This is a genomic window from Ketobacter alkanivorans (assembly GCF_002863865.1).
GTDB lineage: Bacteria > Pseudomonadota > Gammaproteobacteria > Pseudomonadales > Ketobacteraceae > Ketobacter > Ketobacter alkanivorans.
The window spans coordinates 3,759,867-3,775,811 of sequence record NZ_CP022684.1; the positions used below are offsets into that span (position 1 = coordinate 3,759,867).

Below are 15,945 nucleotides of genomic sequence, written 5' to 3' on the forward strand. Positions count from 1 at the left end.
GCCTTAATTTGTGCACTTTTCCAGTGATGGCATGGCGGTTGCTTCGTGCTGCTCGTCAATTTATCAGGAGTGGATGATGAGTAACGGAAAATTGAATGTGCTGGACTTTAGAGATCCCAGCATTCGTACGTTGCACCTTACATGGGTGGCGTTCTTTATTTCCTTTGTTGTGTGGTTTAGCCATGCGCCTTTGCTGGCAGCCATCAAAGAAACCTTTGATCTGACCCAGCAGCAGGTTAAGGCATTAATGATTTTGAACGTGGCATTGACCATTCCTGCGCGGATCGTTGTGGGCATTTTGGTGGATAAGTTTGGCCCCCGTCATGTGTACAGTGGTTTGTTGATTGCGTCGTCATTCATCTGCTTTTTGTTTGCTTCTTCTACCAGCTACGAAATGCTGGCGCTGAGCCGGTTTCTATTGGGCTTTGTTGGTGCCGGTTTTGTCATTGGTATCCGCCTGGTAAGCGAATGGTTCCCGGCTAAGCAAGTGGGCCTGGCAGAGGGCGTGTACGGTGGTTGGGGTAACTTCGGCTCTGCCGCTGCAGCGATGACCCTGCCAACGTTAGCATTGTTATACGGTGGGCCTGAAGGTTGGCGCTATGCGGTTGCGTCTACCGGTGCAATTGCATTGGTGTACGGTGTATTTTTCTATTTCCGTGCGCGCAATACTCCGAAGGGCTCTACTTATTTCAAACCCAAGAAGTCAGGCGGTTTGGAAGTGTCTTCTAAAAAGGACTTCTATTTCTATCTGCTCATGAACGTACCTATGTATGTGGCGTTGGCGGTACTGACCTGGAAGTTGGGGCCAGATAATTTGAAACTGCTCAATGGCGGCACTTCAATTGCGTTGTGGGTTGGCTTGGTTGCACTGTTTATATTCCAGGTAACACAAATCTATAAAGTGAACAGCCATCTGTTTACCGATCCACAGCCTCAGGATCAGGCTCAGGGCTATAAGTTCAAGCAAGTTGCTGTATTGGATTGGGCCTACTTCGTTACCTTCGGCTCAGAGCTGGCGGTGGTATCTATGCTGCCCCTGTTCTTTATGGATACGTTTGGATTGGATGCAGTGAAAGCGGGTTTGTTGGCATCAGGCTTTGCCTTTATGAACCTGGTAGCACGCCCTGGTGGTGGTTGGATCAGTGACAAATTCGGTCGCAAGAAAACCATGAGCATTTTGATTGCAGGGTTGGCCGTGGGCTATCTGGTTTTAAGTCAGATCGATGGCGGTTGGTGGATATGGGTGGCGGTAGCGGCCACCATGTGTTGCTCCTTCTTTGTGCAAGCCGGTGAAGGTGCAGTGTTTGCCATGGTGCCTTTGGTGCAGCGTCGCATGACTGGGCAGATAGCCGGTATGGCCGGTGCTTACGGTAACGTGGGAGCGGTAACCTTTTTGACGGTACTTTCGTTTGTAGATGCCTCTACGTTCTTTATGGTGATTGCAGGTTGTGCTGCGTTGGTGTTCATTCTGGTGCAGTTTGTGGAAGAACCGGAAGGGCACATGACCGAAGTATTGCCCGATGGTACTGTGCAGCTGATTGAAGTAAGCTGATTCGGTAACAGGTTGTACTGAGTTGATTGTGCGGGCCGCCTGATAGCGGCCCGCTTTGTATTGGGATTTACGTTGTGACGACTACGTCGACGAACTGAACGCTTTCGTGAGTAAACCACCACCATGACGCTGGAACAGATCAAGAATCAGTTGGTAGTTACCGCTGCGCAACACACCACTGCGGGGGTAAAACCGCAAAATGAAGACAGCATGGCGATCCAGATACCAGAAGGCTCGATGTTGTCTCGCAAGGGCATTGTGGTGGCCATCGCTGATGGTGTTAGTGCGGCAGAGGCGGGCAAGGAAGCTTCTGATATCGCTGTCACCAGTTTTATCAATGATTATTATTCTACGCCGGATTCCTGGAGTGTTAAGCAGTCCGCTCACAAAGTTCTGACAGCGCTTAACCGCTGGCTGTACGGCCAAGGCCAGAAATTTCTGAATGCTGAGAAAGGCTATATCACGACCTTTAGTTGCGTGATCTTAAAGTCACGTTCTGCCTATGTGTTTCATGTGGGGGATTCCAGAGTCTGGCGTTTGCGCGATGGCAATCTTGAACAGCTAACCCGCGATCACACTGCGCGCATCTCCTCCTCGCAAAGTTATCTGGCACGAGCCTTGGGTATTGATCTGAATTTGGATGTGGATCTGAAGGTGGTAGACATTCTGCCTGGTGATCTGTTTTTGCTGACGACTGATGGCGTGCACGAATTCATTGATCCGCGCAATATGCGTGATGTTATGCTCGCCGATGCCGCGGAGCTTGAGGTGACCGCTGCTGAATTGGTTCGGCGTGCCCTTGATAATGGCAGCACAGACAATCTGTCCTGTCAGTTGGTGCGAGTGGATAAGTTGGGGCAGGAAACCAATGAGGACGTGCTGCATACCTTGCGCTTGCTGCCCTTTCCGCCTGAGTTGGAAGTGGGGTTGAAACTGGATCAGTGGCGGGTGTTGGCACAGATCCATGCCAGTCAGCGCAGTCAGTTGTATCGAGTGCGGAATGAGGAGTCAGGCCAGCTGGCGGTGATGAAGACGCCATCAGTAAATTATGTGGACGATGTGGCCTACATCGAGCGCTTCATTATGGAAGAGTGGGTGGGGCGCCGCATTGACAGCCCTTATGTGGTGAAAGTTGTTGAGTCAGACAGCAATCGCCATTTTCTGTATTACCTTACCGAAGACCTGCCCGGCCCTTCACTGGCTGCATTGATTGAGAAAGAGGGGCCTCTGGATGTGGGTTGGGTGGTGGATGCTGCCGTTAAACTGGTACAGGGCTTACGCACATTCCATCGTCGCGAAACTCTGCATCAAGACATCAAGCCCGATAATATTGTGATGAAAGGCGATGACCCCGTCATTATTGATTTTGGCTCGGTTTATGTGGCGGGGGTGGATGAAATTGCCACCAGTTTTGATCGGGAGCGGGCTTTGGGTACGCTGGATTACTCTGCGCCGGAGTATCGTTTGCAGCGGCCCCGCTCAGAAAAAAGCGACCAATTTTCGTTGGCGATGGTGCTGTATGAAATGCTGACAGCGCATCATCCATTCGGAGAGCGCTTCCAAAAGGCCAGTACCGTATCGGACTTTCTGGATTTGGTGTACGTTCCTGCGTACAAGCGCAACCCAATGGTGCCGGTGTGGCTGGATGGCGCCCTGCGCAAGGCACTGCAAACCAATGCCGATCTGCGTTACGAATCGCTGTCGGAATTCGTGCATGATTTGAAGCATCCCAACCCCGCGTTTCTTAGTGTGGAGCAGCGCCCTTTGCTGGAACGTGACCCGGCCCGCTTCTGGCGCTGGTGTGCCTTGGGGCTGGTGCTGACCAATTTGGTGACCCTCACCCTGTGGCTGAGATAAGAAACCGTATATACTGGCGCACCCTAGTGTAACCAGTCAGTCAGTGATCATGGAACAATCCTATCGCCTTGTAATCCGTTGCCCAGACCGGGTAGGCATCGTCGCCAAAGTCAGTGAGTTTATCAGTGCTCACCAAGGTTGGTTGACTGAGGCCAGCTATCATTCAGAGCCAGCCAGCTCGGCGCAACAAACCGGCTGGTTCTTTATGCGCAATGAGATCCGTGCAGATTCCCTCAATGTGAGTCTGGATGAATTCAAGAAGCGCTTTGCAGTGCTGGCGGATGAATTCCAAATGAGCTGGTTTGTTACAGACTCCTGCGTGCGCAAGAAAGTGGTGATTCTGGCCAGCCACGCTTCCCACTGTTTGGCGGATCTGTTGTATCGTTGGCACAGTGGTGAACTGCATTGTGATATTGCTGCTGTTATTGCCAACCACGATAACCTGCGCAGCATGGTGGAATGGCACAATATTCCGTTTCATCATGTACCGGCAGACAAAACCGATAAATCACCCCATTTCCATAAAGTGGATGAGCTGTTGCAGCAATATGCAGCACAAACCATTGTCTTGGCCCGTTACATGCAAATTCTGCCGGGGGAGATCTGCAACCGCTACTCAGGCCAGGTGATCAACATCCATCACAGTTTTCTGCCTTCGTTTGTAGGGGCAAACCCGTATTACCAAGCCTATGACCGAGGGGTAAAACTGATCGGTGCCACTTGCCATTATGTAACAGAGGATCTGGATCAGGGCCCTATCATTGAGCAGGATGTCGGGCGCATCAATCATCGCCACAACAAAGAGGATCTGGTGCGGTTGGGTAAAGATGTGGAAAAAATCGTGCTGGCGCGGGGTTTGCGTTACCATTTGGAGGATCGTGTGGTGATTCACGGTAACAAGACCGTTATTTTCGACTAGAATCTAGCATTGCTCCACGTGCATATAATGATAATAAACAGCGACAGTACAGAATAGGAATGTTTCAGCGTGAATCTTGAGATACCTGCAGCCCTGCTAAAAGAGGATGAGGACAGCACTAACCAACGGATTCTGGATAGCGCCCGATCACTATACATTGAATACGGCTTACGCCGCACGACCATGGAAGATGTGGCCAAACAGGCGGGGATGGGCAGGGCTACTCTGTACCGTCGCTTCAGTGAGAAAGACCATCTGTTCAAGGCGGTAATACTGCGTGATTTGCAGCGCCATCTGGTGATCATTGAAAACGCCATCAGAGATATGAATTCTGCATTGGATGGGCTGCTGGAGGCGTTTGTGCAGTTTTGTGGCCTGATCAATGCCAACGAGTTGTTGCAGCGTCTGCTTAAATCCGAGCCTGATCATGTGCTTCCGTACCTCACCACCGACTTCGAAGCCATCATGATGTTCGCTCGACAATACCTTTCCATGCAGCTGCAGCGCGGCCAGAAACTGGGCCACATCAAGGCCAGTGACCCGGCAATTACCGCTGAAATGCTGCTGCGTCTTACCCAGTCGTTGATGCTGAGCCCCAAGGGTGTAATTGATCCTGCCAGCGAAAAGAGTCTGCGTCAGTTTGTTGAAAATTATCTTCGCCCACTTCTAACTCCCTGATTTATATAGTCTAAACTAGATATCAATATCTTGGCAGCCTGATCGGTTTGCCGAGATATTGCTGCGCGCGCGATATGAGCTTGAGTCGGTGGCCGCCAAGAAAAGGCTTGATTTTCGATTCCATAAGACATAATTTGTATTTTGTCTCGGTAATCGGTTTTCGTAATGGCTTTTGAGGAGGGAACAGTGAATCAAGCTGCCCAGGTACAGGAAAAACAACATAAAAACGCCCCGCAACCACTGGGCCCGGAATCCAGCACGTGGCGGGATTTTGGATCATATCTGTTTCACTTGATGCTACCTCAGGCCTTTGTCTTGCAGTCGGCGCATCCAGTTATAGACGCTGCCGTCTCCAAGGATAAAAAATACAAGTACGATCCCTGGGGGCGAGCCAAGGGTTCGGTAAAGCTGTTGTGGCCTGTTGTTTATTCGCGCCCGGAGAAAGCCATTGAGATGGGCCACCGTCTGCGGGAGATGCATCGTCAGATCAAAGGCGTCGATAAAGACGGCAACAAATACCATGCCTTGGATCCCGAGGCCTATTCCTGGGTTCACATCACAGGCTTTGATGCCACGCTGCGGATGTTCGAATATTTCGGTCGTCCGGTCAGTCGTGAAGAGCGGGCGAGGATATTTGATGAATGGAAGCAGATGGGGTCTTTGCTGGGCATTCCCGATCGCAACATTCCCCAAACCGAAGACGAATACTGGAAGCACTTCGACTACATCATTGAGGAACGCCTGATCTGGGGCGAGGTGCTGGACGATCTGATGGATCCCGCTTTCTATGGAAACTATCCACGCCCGGAAGAAATGAAATACCTGCCCATGCCTATTTTCAGGCTGTTGATGGGCACCATGGGGTGGTTGATGCATAAGGTGACTGTGGCGACTTTGCCGCAGAATTTCCGCCGCAAGTTTAATGTCGAATACACTAAATCCGATCAACGCTTCTTTAAGTTGTTTGCTTGGGCTGTGCGTACCTTCTACCCGTTGGTGCCTGAGCGCATGCGTTACATCCCGCTTGCCTGGAAAGCCATTAAGGATTCCCGCAACCATCCGGATGCGTATGAGCATGACTATACCGATACCAATACCAATGAGTTGGTGATCTCGTAATTTTAGTAACTGCAGAGGAATGATGATTATGCCGTATCCTCGGCCTTGGCTTTCAACCTATGAGCGGTTGGGTGTGGATTGGGAGGCGTTGCCACCGGTTCCGGAAATGACGTTGTCGGATTACATCCGGGTTTATGGTCAGGAGTATGCTGATCGCATTGCGTTAGTGTACTTTGGCGTCACCATTTCTTATTCCGAACTGGATCATCTGGCGGATAAGCTGGCCCACGGCTTGCTGGCGACGGGTGCCGGGAAGGGAGATGTGCTGGCGATTCAGTTGCCCAACACGCCGCAGTATGTGTTGGCATTGATTGCCGCTGCCCGTATCGGTATGAAAGTCACCAGTGTGTCGGCGTTATTGACGCCGCCAGAAGTGATTCACCAATGCAACGATGCCAAAGCCAAGGTTTTACTGACTCTGGATGCCATCTTTAACGCAACTCAGGCTGCGTTGGCGGGTAAGATCCCCAGCTTGCAAGCGGTGATCGTCTCCAGTGCGACGGAGATGTTGCCGGGTATGCCGAATGCAACACTCTGCACAACTCAGTTGGGTGATGCTGCGGTGGAGGGATTGGACGCTGTGCTGGCCCGGGCGGACACTGGCCATATACGGGTAGCAGTGGATCTGGATGACGTGCTGTATCTGCAGTATACCGGTGGCACCACGGGTAAACCCAAAGGTGCACAATTGTCATCCCGTAATATCCTTGCCAATAATATTCAGGCCGATGTGTTTTACGGTTACCGCAAAGGTAAGGAAACGGTGGCCTCTGCGTTCCCGTTGTTTCATATCGGTGGTGCGGCAGTGTTGTTTAATGCCTTGTGTACCGCATCGACATTCTTAGTGATTGCAGATCCCCGCAACATTGAACAGTTTTGTCAGGAGATGAAATCATTTCCGCCCACTATTTTGGCGAATGTACCTGCGTTGTTCCAGATGCTGGTGAACGCTCCAGCCTTCCAGCAGTTGGACTGGTCGTCGCTGCGGGTGGCGGTTTCCGGTGCAGCGCCATTCAGTGTTGATGAAATAAAACGTCTGGAAGCGGTGGTAGGAGCGGGAAAATTCTGCGAAGTGTACGGTATGACGGAAACAGCGCCGGTGCAGACTCTGAACCCGGCCAGTGCCTTCAAACCAGGATACGTGGGTATTCCTCTGCCGGGTACCGACTTGCGCATTGTTGATCCCGAAAGCGGTGAGAATCTGCCGTTAGGAGCCCCGGGTGAGGTGGTGGTGTCTGGCCCTCAGGTGATGTCCGGTTATCTGGCCATGCCAGAGGCGAGCGCTGAATCCCTGCGCGAGTACGAAGGCAAGCGCTGGATGCACACGGGGGATATAGGGTTTCTGGATGAAGAGGGCTATCTGAAAATCTGCGATCGGAGTAAGGATATGCTGATCGTTGGTGGCTACAAGGTGTTTTCTGTGGAGCTGGAATCCAAGCTGCAGTCTCTGCCTTTTGTGGAGATGAGTGCGGTAGTAGGGCGGCCGGATCAGGAGCGACCCGGCAACGATGTGGTGCAGGTGTATGTGCAGCGCAATGACGCCGAGCCACGGAACGATGCTAAGCAAAAAGCGGCCATCATTGAGTTTTGTCGCGCCAATATGGCGCCTTACAAAGTGCCCAAGGAAGTGTTCTTTGTCGATGCCATCCCGCTTACTTCCGTGGGCAAGATAGATAAGAAAGCACTGCGGGTAACCTAGTGCTTTCTAGATGCTGAAATGGGTGTTCAGCACCTTATCCACTTTTATCTTTTTCATCTTGGCGATCATGGGAATACCGTTTTTATAAGGGGGATAGGATTCCCCCTGTATCAGCGGTAACAGATAGTCACGACACTTGGGCGTAATATCAAACCCGCACTCGCTGATGAAGTCGCGTGGCATTTTCTGTTCCACGTTGGCTACATCCGCCAGGTTAGCTTGCCCAACGCTCCATGAATATTCTTCGCCAGGGTTGCGCACGATGATGGGCATGATGGCGTTCTTACCTTCAATGGCGAACTCAACTGCAGCCTGCCCCATGGCATAGGCGTGATCTACATCGGTGGCCGAGGCAATGTGGCGGGCCGCCCGTTGCAGGTAGTCTGACAGGGCCCAGTGGTATTTATACCCCAGCTCTTTCTTGATCAGTTGCGCCAGATAGGGGGCTACGCCACCCAGCTGTGTATGCCCAAAGGCATCTTTGCCGCCTGAATCCGCCAGAAAGGTGCCATCCCGACGCTGGGCGCCTTCGGATACCACTATGGCGCAGAAGCCATCCCGTTTTACCGAGTGTTTCACCTTTTCCAGAAAGGCCTCCTGCTCGAATGGAATTTCGGGAAATACGATAATCTGTGGTGCGTCTGCCGATTCCTCCCGTGCCAGAGCGCCGGACGCTGCGATCCAGCCCGCATGACGGCCCATTACTTCCATGATGAATATCTTGGTGGAGGATTCGCACATGGAGGCTACGTCAAGGGCACCTTCACGGATCGAAACGGCTACGTATTTGGCAACCGAGCCAAAGCCGGGGCTGCAGTCGGTGAAGGGGAGGTCGTTGTCGACGGTTTTGGGGATGCCGATGCAGGTGATGGGGTAACCCATTTTTTCGGAGATCTGGGAGACCTTATGAGCTGTGTCCTGAGAGTCGCCGCCGCCATTATAGAAAAAGTAACCAATGTCATGGGCTTTGAATACCTCCACCAGGCGCTCGTACTCGCGCTGGTTTTCTTCAAAGCTGCGTAACTTGTAACGACAGGAACCGAAGGCACCGCCGGGGGTGTGTTTGAGGGCGGCGATGGTGTCATCGCTTTCATGGCTGGTGTCGATCAGGTCTTCAGTCAGGGCGCCGATGATGCCATTATGACCGGCATAGACCTTGCCGATTTTGTCCGGATGCTTGCGTGCGGCTTCAATTACCCCGCAGGCGCTGGCATTGATCACGGCAGTGACGCCACCGGACTGAGCATAGAATGCGTTTTTCGTCGCCATGAATTCTCCCAAGCTAACCTTTTTTGTTTGAGACCTGTGGCCTTTCAGGCCTGCAATAAACGCGGCATGATATAGGAAATGGAAGCTGTTTTCATGTTGTGTTGCTGAGTCATCACGGCTTTTGGCACAATGCACCACTGTTTGTTTGCCCACCGTTCTTGCCCGTCGGGCTTAGGAGTCAATTTGAAGCCGTTGTTTGTGCTGTTCTGGCAGCTGTGTCGTTTCCAGAAAGGGCCGCAGGATGTGCCGTATTCCCAGGCGCTGATGGTGGTTTTGCTGTTGGCCAATGTATCGTTGGGGCTGGGCAGCATGCTGGTGCTGAGTGCGGATTATTTGGTTGAGCAGGCCATGGGGATGCTGCTGGCGCTGGCCGTGTGGATGGCCATGATATGGGGTATTTTAGGGTTTAAGGGCCAGAAAGCGCGTTTTGTACAAACCTGGACAGCTTGTCTGGGTACGGACCTGTTGATGAGCTGCCTGGTTTTACCGCTTCAGGTGTTTATTGTGACCAATCCGCCAGTGGAGGGTGAGGGATCGATATGGCGCTTGGTGATGCTGTTGGTGCTGATTTGGGATATTTTGATCAAGGCTAGAATTTACAGCGTATCTATGGGGTTGGGGCGCTTGCAGGGAAACCTGTTGTCCATCAGCATCTGGCTATTGGTGTTTTTACTGAACTTTTCGTTTCTGCCGCCGGAAGTCATGCAGCAGGCAGAGCAGCAGTCCAGTGCCGGGGTGGATCAGGCTTATTCCGAGCGCCAACATAACACATCTAATTAAGCGCTGAATTGCTAGCGTATACGTCGAATCAGGGTTAACTATGCATCTTCATTTTCTGGGAATCTGTGGCACGTTTATGGGTAGCCTGGCGCTGCTGGCCAAGGCGCAAGGGCACCGGGTGACGGGCTCTGACGCCAATGTTTATCCACCCATGAGCACACAACTGCAGGAGCAGGGCATTGAGCTGATCGAAGGCTATGACCCTGCACAGCTAGAGCCGAGCCCTGATCTGGTGATCATCGGTAATGCCATGTCCCGTGGCAACCCGGCGGTGGAATATGTGCTGGATCGAGGGCTGCCTTATACCTCCGGCCCCCAGTGGCTGCGGGATCATGTGCTACAGGGGCGCTGGGTGATCGCGGTGGCCGGCACTCATGGCAAAACCACTACTTCGTCTATGGTGACCTGGATTCTGGAGCACGCAGGGTTGGAGCCTGGTTATCTGATTGGTGGGGTTCCCATGAACTTTGAGGTGTCGGCCCGTTTGGGTAAAGAGCCTTTTTTTGTGATTGAGGCGGATGAGTACGACTCGGCCTTTTTCGATAAACGTTCCAAGTTTGTTCACTATTTGCCGCGAACTCTGGTGCTTAACAATCTGGAATACGATCACGCGGATATTTTTGAGGACATTAAGGCGATCCAGAAGCAGTTCCATCATGTGGTGCGCACGGTGCCGGGCAACGGGCTGGTAATACATCCCCAGTCGGATGTGTATCTGGCAGAGGTGCTGGCCAGTGGCTGCTGGACGCCGGTTCAGGTGATTGGTGAGCGGGGCTGGCAGGCCCACCTCCTGAAAGAGGATGGCTCCAGCTTTGCGGTGTCTTTTGAAGGTAAAGCCTTTGGCACGGTGAACTGGGGGCTTACCGGCCTGCACAATGTGAACAATGGTTTGGCAGCCCTGGCTGCGGCGCGTCATGCGGGGGTCACGGCGGAGCAGGGCGTGGAGGCTCTGTGTGAATTTGGCGGTGTGAAGCGCCGTATGGAGCGGCTTGGGCAGGTAGGGGGCATCACGGTTTACGATGATTTTGCCCATCACCCGACGGCGATAAAAAGCACCCTGGATGGGTTGCGCAAGCAGGTGGGTAGTGGCCGCATCATAGCGGTGATTGAACCTCGCTCGAACACCATGCGTCTTGGTGTACACAAGCCCCATCTGGCACCCGCTACGGCCCCGGCGGATGAGGTGATCTGGTATCAGCCTTCAGGGATGAACTGGGATCTGGAGCCGGTGGTGCATGCCAGCCCTGTACCTGCGAGGGTTATGGAAGATGTCGATTTGATTGTGGAGGCGTTGGTGCAGGATTGCCAGGCAGGCGATCATGTGGTGATTATGAGTAATGGCGGTTTTGGTGGAATACACCAGAAGCTGCTAACAGGGTTGCGAGCCAAATTTGGTTAGGCTTTTTTGTGGGATGTAAAAAAAGCCGACGTGAGAGTCGGCTTTTTTATTACTGCATGTTATTAGGCTTTTTTGGACTTGCGGCGGGCAGCGCCCAGACCGATCAGACCCAGGCCCAGCAGAGCGATTGAAGTAGGCTCAGGCACTGCAGCAATTTCGAACTGATAACGGTAGCCACCTTCGAATGGGTTGTAGGTAACCAGAGCATCAGGGTTGTTGAAATCCCCACCGATGAAGATGCCAGTAGCGGCTTCAGCTGCTTCATCCAGGTAGTTGATGTCATCAGCAGTCAGAGTGAATGCGCTGGAACCCAGAGAGAAGCCCATCAGGTCGAATTCGTCGCTCAGGTAGAAATCGATACCGTCGATGCCGCCAGTGTTGTTGGTCGCAGCAGTGAAGCTCACGCCGTCACCAAAACCCAGGAATGGGTTGTTGTAAGTTTCGTACAGGCTGTCGCCATAAACGCCGCCAGTTTCGAATTGATATTCAGTGGCATCACCCAGGTCGCTGTTGGCGAAAATGATGGAGCCGTACCAGGAAACCGGGTTCTGCGGTACGCCAATACCGGTCCAGCGGATGTGCCAGCTGGTGGCGGCGCTGCCAGCGTCGCTCCAGATGTAGTAACCGGCAGTGGTCAGGTCACTGTTGGTCAGGCTAGCGGAGGTTACGCCAGTATATTGGGGGGTAGCAAACGCGCTAGCTGACAGCAGAGCCGAGCTAAGGGCGATGGAACCGAGTAATTTGTTCATGGGTAAACTCCAAGTCAATCGTTTCAATTTTCAGAATTCAGGCAGGTCATCGAATTACTTCAGCTGACCGTTCTACTGCTGGATTAGTAAGCAGAAACCGGGCCAACTATGAATAGAGCCCAGAAAACAGGCGCTTAGGCTGGTTATCGACTGCTCGGTTCGAAAGTGATGTAAAATTGTCCGACACAAAAATTGATTAGGATTTGGCCTGTTTTGCCCTGTTGTGTGTGCAAAATGGGTTACCGGGAGCGGTTTGTCACAGTATTATTGTGAGTCGTATCGAAGTAACAGGTGGCGATAGTCATGGCGGATTTGGATGATGATGCTCTGTTCAAGCAGGAGCTTGAGGGTGTTAAGCCGCTGGTGCAGAACCGGGTGTCCACTCGAGCTTCTGGCCAAGGCCCGGCCAGCGCAGGCCCAACGGAGGCCCAATTGGCCCGTCGGGAGGCGGCGGCCAGTGAGTTGAAGCGGGATGAAAATCTACTCACCACTGAATATGTGGAGATGGTGGGGCCTCACGATATTCTGGAATACAAGCGAGATGGCGTTCAGGAGGGGGTTTATCGCAAGCTCCGGTTGGGTAAGTACAGCGTGGACGCCGTGCTGGATCTGCACCGTAAGACGGTGGAGCAGTCTCGTCAGGAGGTATTTGGTTTTATTAAGGACTGCACACGCTTGGGGTTGCGCACCGTGATGATCCTGCATGGCAAGGGGGATCGCAGTCAGCAACCGGCGTTGCTAAAGAGCTACGTCAATAAGTGGTTGCCGAACCTGCCACAGGTTATGGCCTTCCATAGTGCTCAGCGTCAGCATGGCGGCGCAGGGGCTGTTTATATTTTGCTGCGTAAGAATGAGGAGCAAAAGCAAGCCAACCGCGAACGCCATTTACGAGGCCGTTAAGGCTTGGCTTAGAGCATTGAAATTGGCTGGATTTTTCAGGCGCTGCGGCTGGCGGGGTCGTCTGAGATCAGAAACTCGATCAATGTTTCCTGGACGGTGAGCAGTTCGACAGGCTTGGGGATGTGAGCATCCATACCGGCCTCCAAGGCTCGGGTCTTATGTTCTGGCATGGCGTGAGCGGTCAGCGCAATGACCGGAGTGGGCGGTAGGTTCAGTTTTGCTTCATGCTCTCGAATCTTACGGCAGGTGCTGTAGCCGTCCATCACCGGCATTTCGCAATCCATAAATACCAGGTCGAAGTGGTTGGCCCGTTGTGTAAACAGCGTCAGCGCCTGCTCTCCGTTGTCTGCCACTTCACACTTCAGCCCCAGTTTTTTCAGCATCCCCACAATCACCAGCTGATTTACGCTGTTGTCTTCGGCTACCAGTACGGTTTTGCCATTGAAAGCAGTGCTCAGTAGCTGCCCATTGGTGGCCTGCGGCTCGGTGCGGCCTTGCAGCAGGTTCAGTATCGCTTGGCGCAGGGCGTGGGCAGAGGCTGGCTTTTTCATGGCGATATCGATGCCGGCTGCCTCCAGTTCCGGTTGAGACGGGGTGGAATTCATGGCCGTGAGCAGTATGCAATAACAGTTGGCAATGTCACCGGCGGCGTGAATTTGGCGGGCGCATTCAAGGCCGTTCATGCCCGACATGTTCATGTCCATAGTGATAACGTTGAACGGCGCTCCGGCCGCAGTGGCGGCTTTCAGTTTTTCCAGCGCCTGCTCGCCATAGTGCGCCACTTCCGGGTGAGCACCCCAGGCTGCGGTTTGCTCCTGAAGCACATGGGTAAACTCCGGCGAATCATCCACAATCAGTAACTTTAAGGCTCCCAGCGATGTCAGGGGGACAATATGCTGCCTGCTGAACTGAGCATCCGCCGGTTGGCACTGTATGGTGAACCAAAAACAGCTGCCCTCACCCTGGCGGCTCTCAACCCCAATTTGGCCGCCCATCAAATGGGCCAGACGCTTTGATATGCTTAACCCCAGCCCTGTGCCCCCGTATTCACGGGAAACACTGTTGCCTAACTGGTTGAAGGCGCTGAACAGCATTTGTTGTTTTTCCGGCGCGATGCCCACGCCGGTGTCGCGCACTTCAAAACGCAGGGTGAGTTGACCTTCGCAGAGGGGATCCTGCTGCATGACGCGCAGACTGACGTGGCCGGTATTGGTGAATTTAAATGCGTTGCCCAGTAGGTTGATGATGATTTGGCGCAGTCTGGATGGATCTGATTTTATGAGCGCAGGGGTGCCCGGTTCCAGTGAGGACACCAGCTCCAGGTGCTTACGTTCGGCAGTGAGGGAGAAAACCGAGGCGCATTCCAGGCACAGCTGATCCAGATCGAAATCGATTTGCTCGATCTCCATCTTGCCTGCAGTGATTTTGGAGTAATCCAGGATGTCATTGATGATATTAAGCAGCGCCTTGCCAGAGCTGGAGACGACGTTCAAATAATGGCGCTGGTTTGGATCAAGGTGCGTTTCCCTGAGCAGTTCAGTCATACCCAGCACGCCGTTCATGGGGGTGCGAATTTCGTGGCTCATGGTGGCCAAAAACTCACTTTTGGCCTTGCTTTCTGCCTGGGCCTGAATGATTTCCTGGCGGGTTTTCAGTTCATCCAATTCTTTCTGATATTTCAATTCCAGGTAGCGGCTGGCTTCATCGCTGGCGCGCTTCTCACTTATTATGGCGAGCTGTTCGGCTTTGCGTTTGGCGGTGCGCTCCTGATTAATGCGATCAGCCATCGCAAAGGACAACAGGATCACTTCCAGCGCCGAGCCGTATTGCAGCGAGTGTTCGATAAAATGAGAACTGGGAATCACGCCGGCTTTACTGAGGGCAGTGAGGAACAAAGCCCCAAACAGGCATGACCAGGCCAGCAGATAAAAACGGGCAATACGATGACCTTTAAGAAAGAGATACAGGCCGGTATAGGTGCCCAACAGGATGCTGCACACTCCCACCAGCATCACAATGCGAATGGTGCTGTGATATGGCATGAAGAACAGGCTGATCAGCGTCAGACTATAACCGACAATAATGCCCAGTTTGAGCTTGTACAGGGTGGGTGCGGTGGTGGGCATATTCAGCAAAGTGATGGAGAACAGTTTAGAACTGATACCAAACACGGCGATGCTGGCAGGTATGGATACAGCATTCAGCTCCGGCCAGGATGCCCATACAAATTGAAAGCCCAGTCCCTGCATAGAGGCATTAATGGTGGCACAGGCGAGTGCCGCAACGGTGTAATAGAGGTAGGTAATGTGGCGGATACTGATGTAGATAAACAGGTTGTACAGAATCATCACCAGCATGATGCCAAAGTACAGCCCATGGGCCACCAGTGCGGGTTGTTGTTTCTCAAAGAAATGATCCATATCCCATAGAGTGATGGGGGCTTGTAAAGTCCCTTCTGTGTCGATACTCAGATAGAGGGTGATGGTCTCGCCCGGTGGCAGTTGAAAAGGCACGATGAAATTGCGGAAGTCCACCGGGCGTTGCTCAAAATAGAACGTGTCCCCCATGGAATACTGGGCCTGTACGAAGCCATCCTGGGTAACGTAGGCGTTGATCAAATCCAGAACCGGGTAGGCGATTTCCAGGCCCAGTCGCTGGGTATGGTCGGAGTTGTTGGCAATGGGCAGTTTCAGCCAGAGCCGGTCAGGGCTGAACCCAAACGAGGTTGTTTCAGTCTGGGGGGTGATCCACAGCTCATCTGGCAGGGTCATGGCATCGTAGAGTTGAATGCTGTGTTCGCGATCAAGGAACAGTTGTGCGTGCAGGCCCGCAGGCTGGCTGGTGAATTGGTTATGGATTGTGATTTGGCAATAAGCTTGAGTGCTGAGGCCGCACAGCATCAACAGCATCAACAGCATCAGAAATAGCGTCGAATAAGGGGCCTTGCCGTCGTTGGTTGGCGGCGTCCAAGGCGAACACTGCATAATCTGTTTCCGGAATAGATCTCTTAATGTAGAAATATAG

Annotated in this window: 12 protein-coding genes; 9 read left to right on the forward strand and 3 right to left on the reverse strand. The window is 52.8% G+C overall.

Translation table 11 applies throughout. The features are described from left to right. Window positions 1-76: 76 nt before the first annotated feature. From Kalk_RS15980 to Kalk_RS16005, 6 genes are all read left to right on the forward strand, one after another. Entirely contained in the window at window positions 77-1,552 is a 1,476-nt protein-coding gene (locus Kalk_RS15980) for a NarK family nitrate/nitrite MFS transporter (RefSeq protein WP_199767932.1), read from the forward strand. A 123-nt stretch (window positions 1,553-1,675) separates the two neighbouring features. Beyond that, window positions 1,676-3,409, forward strand: coding sequence for a bifunctional protein-serine/threonine kinase/phosphatase (locus Kalk_RS15985; RefSeq protein WP_199767933.1), 1,734 nt, complete (start codon window positions 1,676-1,678; stop codon window positions 3,407-3,409). Between the two features lie 49 nt (window positions 3,410-3,458). Then, window positions 3,459-4,328, forward strand: coding sequence for a formyltetrahydrofolate deformylase (gene purU, locus Kalk_RS15990; RefSeq protein WP_101895206.1), 870 nt, complete (start codon window positions 3,459-3,461; stop codon window positions 4,326-4,328). A gap of 69 nt (window positions 4,329-4,397) precedes the next feature. Further along, a complete protein-coding gene (locus Kalk_RS15995; protein WP_101895207.1) occupies window positions 4,398-5,006 on the forward strand; it encodes a TetR/AcrR family transcriptional regulator in 609 nt (202 codons plus the stop codon). A gap of 186 nt (window positions 5,007-5,192) precedes the next feature. Next, entirely contained in the window at window positions 5,193-6,125 is a 933-nt protein-coding gene (locus Kalk_RS16000) for an oxygenase MpaB family protein (protein ID WP_233716666.1), read from the forward strand. Window positions 6,126-6,153: 28 nt separating this feature from the next. After that, window positions 6,154-7,824: a class I adenylate-forming enzyme family protein gene (locus Kalk_RS16005; RefSeq protein ID WP_101895209.1), complete on the forward strand. Its 1,671-nt coding sequence runs from the start codon at window positions 6,154-6,156 to the stop codon at window positions 7,822-7,824. A gap of 6 nt (window positions 7,825-7,830) precedes the next feature. Here the strand turns inward: Kalk_RS16005 and Kalk_RS16010 are convergent, their stop codons facing one another. Then, on the reverse strand, window positions 7,831-9,093 hold the full coding sequence (locus Kalk_RS16010; RefSeq protein ID WP_101896356.1) for a 6-phosphofructokinase: 1,263 nt from the start codon (window positions 9,091-9,093) through the stop codon (window positions 7,831-7,833). Between the two features lie 183 nt (window positions 9,094-9,276). On the opposite strand from Kalk_RS16010, the gene Kalk_RS16015 reads away from it, so the two are divergent. Together Kalk_RS16015 and mpl are read left to right on the forward strand one after the other, a co-directional pair. Then, a complete protein-coding gene (locus Kalk_RS16015; protein ID WP_101895210.1) occupies window positions 9,277-9,873 on the forward strand; it encodes a hypothetical protein in 597 nt (198 codons plus the stop codon). Window positions 9,874-9,913: 40 nt separating this feature from the next. Beyond that, window positions 9,914-11,272 (forward strand): UDP-N-acetylmuramate:L-alanyl-gamma-D-glutamyl-meso-diaminopimelate ligase, encoded by a 1,359-nt coding sequence (gene mpl, locus Kalk_RS16020; protein ID WP_101895211.1) that lies wholly within the window; start codon window positions 9,914-9,916, stop codon window positions 11,270-11,272. A gap of 62 nt (window positions 11,273-11,334) precedes the next feature. Here the strand turns inward: mpl and Kalk_RS16025 are convergent, their stop codons facing one another. Then, the gene (locus Kalk_RS16025) at window positions 11,335-12,021 is read right to left on the reverse strand and encodes a PEP-CTERM sorting domain-containing protein (protein WP_101895212.1); all 687 of its coding nucleotides are present in this window, start codon (window positions 12,019-12,021) and stop codon (window positions 11,335-11,337) included. A gap of 303 nt (window positions 12,022-12,324) precedes the next feature. Between Kalk_RS16025 and smrA the strand changes: the two genes are divergently transcribed. Continuing rightward, window positions 12,325-12,921 (forward strand): DNA endonuclease SmrA, encoded by a 597-nt coding sequence (gene smrA, locus Kalk_RS16030; protein WP_101895213.1) that lies wholly within the window; start codon window positions 12,325-12,327, stop codon window positions 12,919-12,921. A 35-nt stretch (window positions 12,922-12,956) separates the two neighbouring features. Here the strand turns inward: smrA and Kalk_RS16035 are convergent, their stop codons facing one another. Beyond that, a complete protein-coding gene (locus tag Kalk_RS16035; protein WP_101895214.1) occupies window positions 12,957-15,905 on the reverse strand; it encodes a hybrid sensor histidine kinase/response regulator in 2,949 nt (982 codons plus the stop codon). Window positions 15,906-15,945 lie beyond the last annotated feature (40 nt).

Bases quoted from the DNA above. Each gene is read 5' to 3' on its own strand.
- Kalk_RS15980 (WP_199767932.1), top strand. From the start codon at position 77: ATGAGTAACGGAAAATTGAATGTGCTGGACTTTAGAGATCCCAGCATT.
- Kalk_RS16005 (WP_101895209.1), top strand. From the start codon at position 6,154: ATGCCGTATCCTCGGCCTTGGCTTTCAACCTATGAGCGGTTGGGTGTG.
- Kalk_RS16035 (WP_101895214.1), bottom strand. From the start codon at position 15,905: ATGCAGTGTTCGCCTTGGACGCCGCCAACCAACGACGGCAAGGCCCCT.
- mpl (WP_101895211.1), top strand. From the start codon at position 9,914: ATGCATCTTCATTTTCTGGGAATCTGTGGCACGTTTATGGGTAGCCTG.
- Kalk_RS15985 (WP_199767933.1), top strand. From the start codon at position 1,676: ATGACGCTGGAACAGATCAAGAATCAGTTGGTAGTTACCGCTGCGCAA.
- Kalk_RS16010 (WP_101896356.1), bottom strand. From the start codon at position 9,093: ATGGCGACGAAAAACGCATTCTATGCTCAGTCCGGTGGCGTCACTGCC.
- Kalk_RS16025 (WP_101895212.1), bottom strand. From the start codon at position 12,021: ATGAACAAATTACTCGGTTCCATCGCCCTTAGCTCGGCTCTGCTGTCA.
- purU (WP_101895206.1), top strand. From the start codon at position 3,459: ATGGAACAATCCTATCGCCTTGTAATCCGTTGCCCAGACCGGGTAGGC.
- smrA (WP_101895213.1), top strand. From the start codon at position 12,325: ATGGCGGATTTGGATGATGATGCTCTGTTCAAGCAGGAGCTTGAGGGT.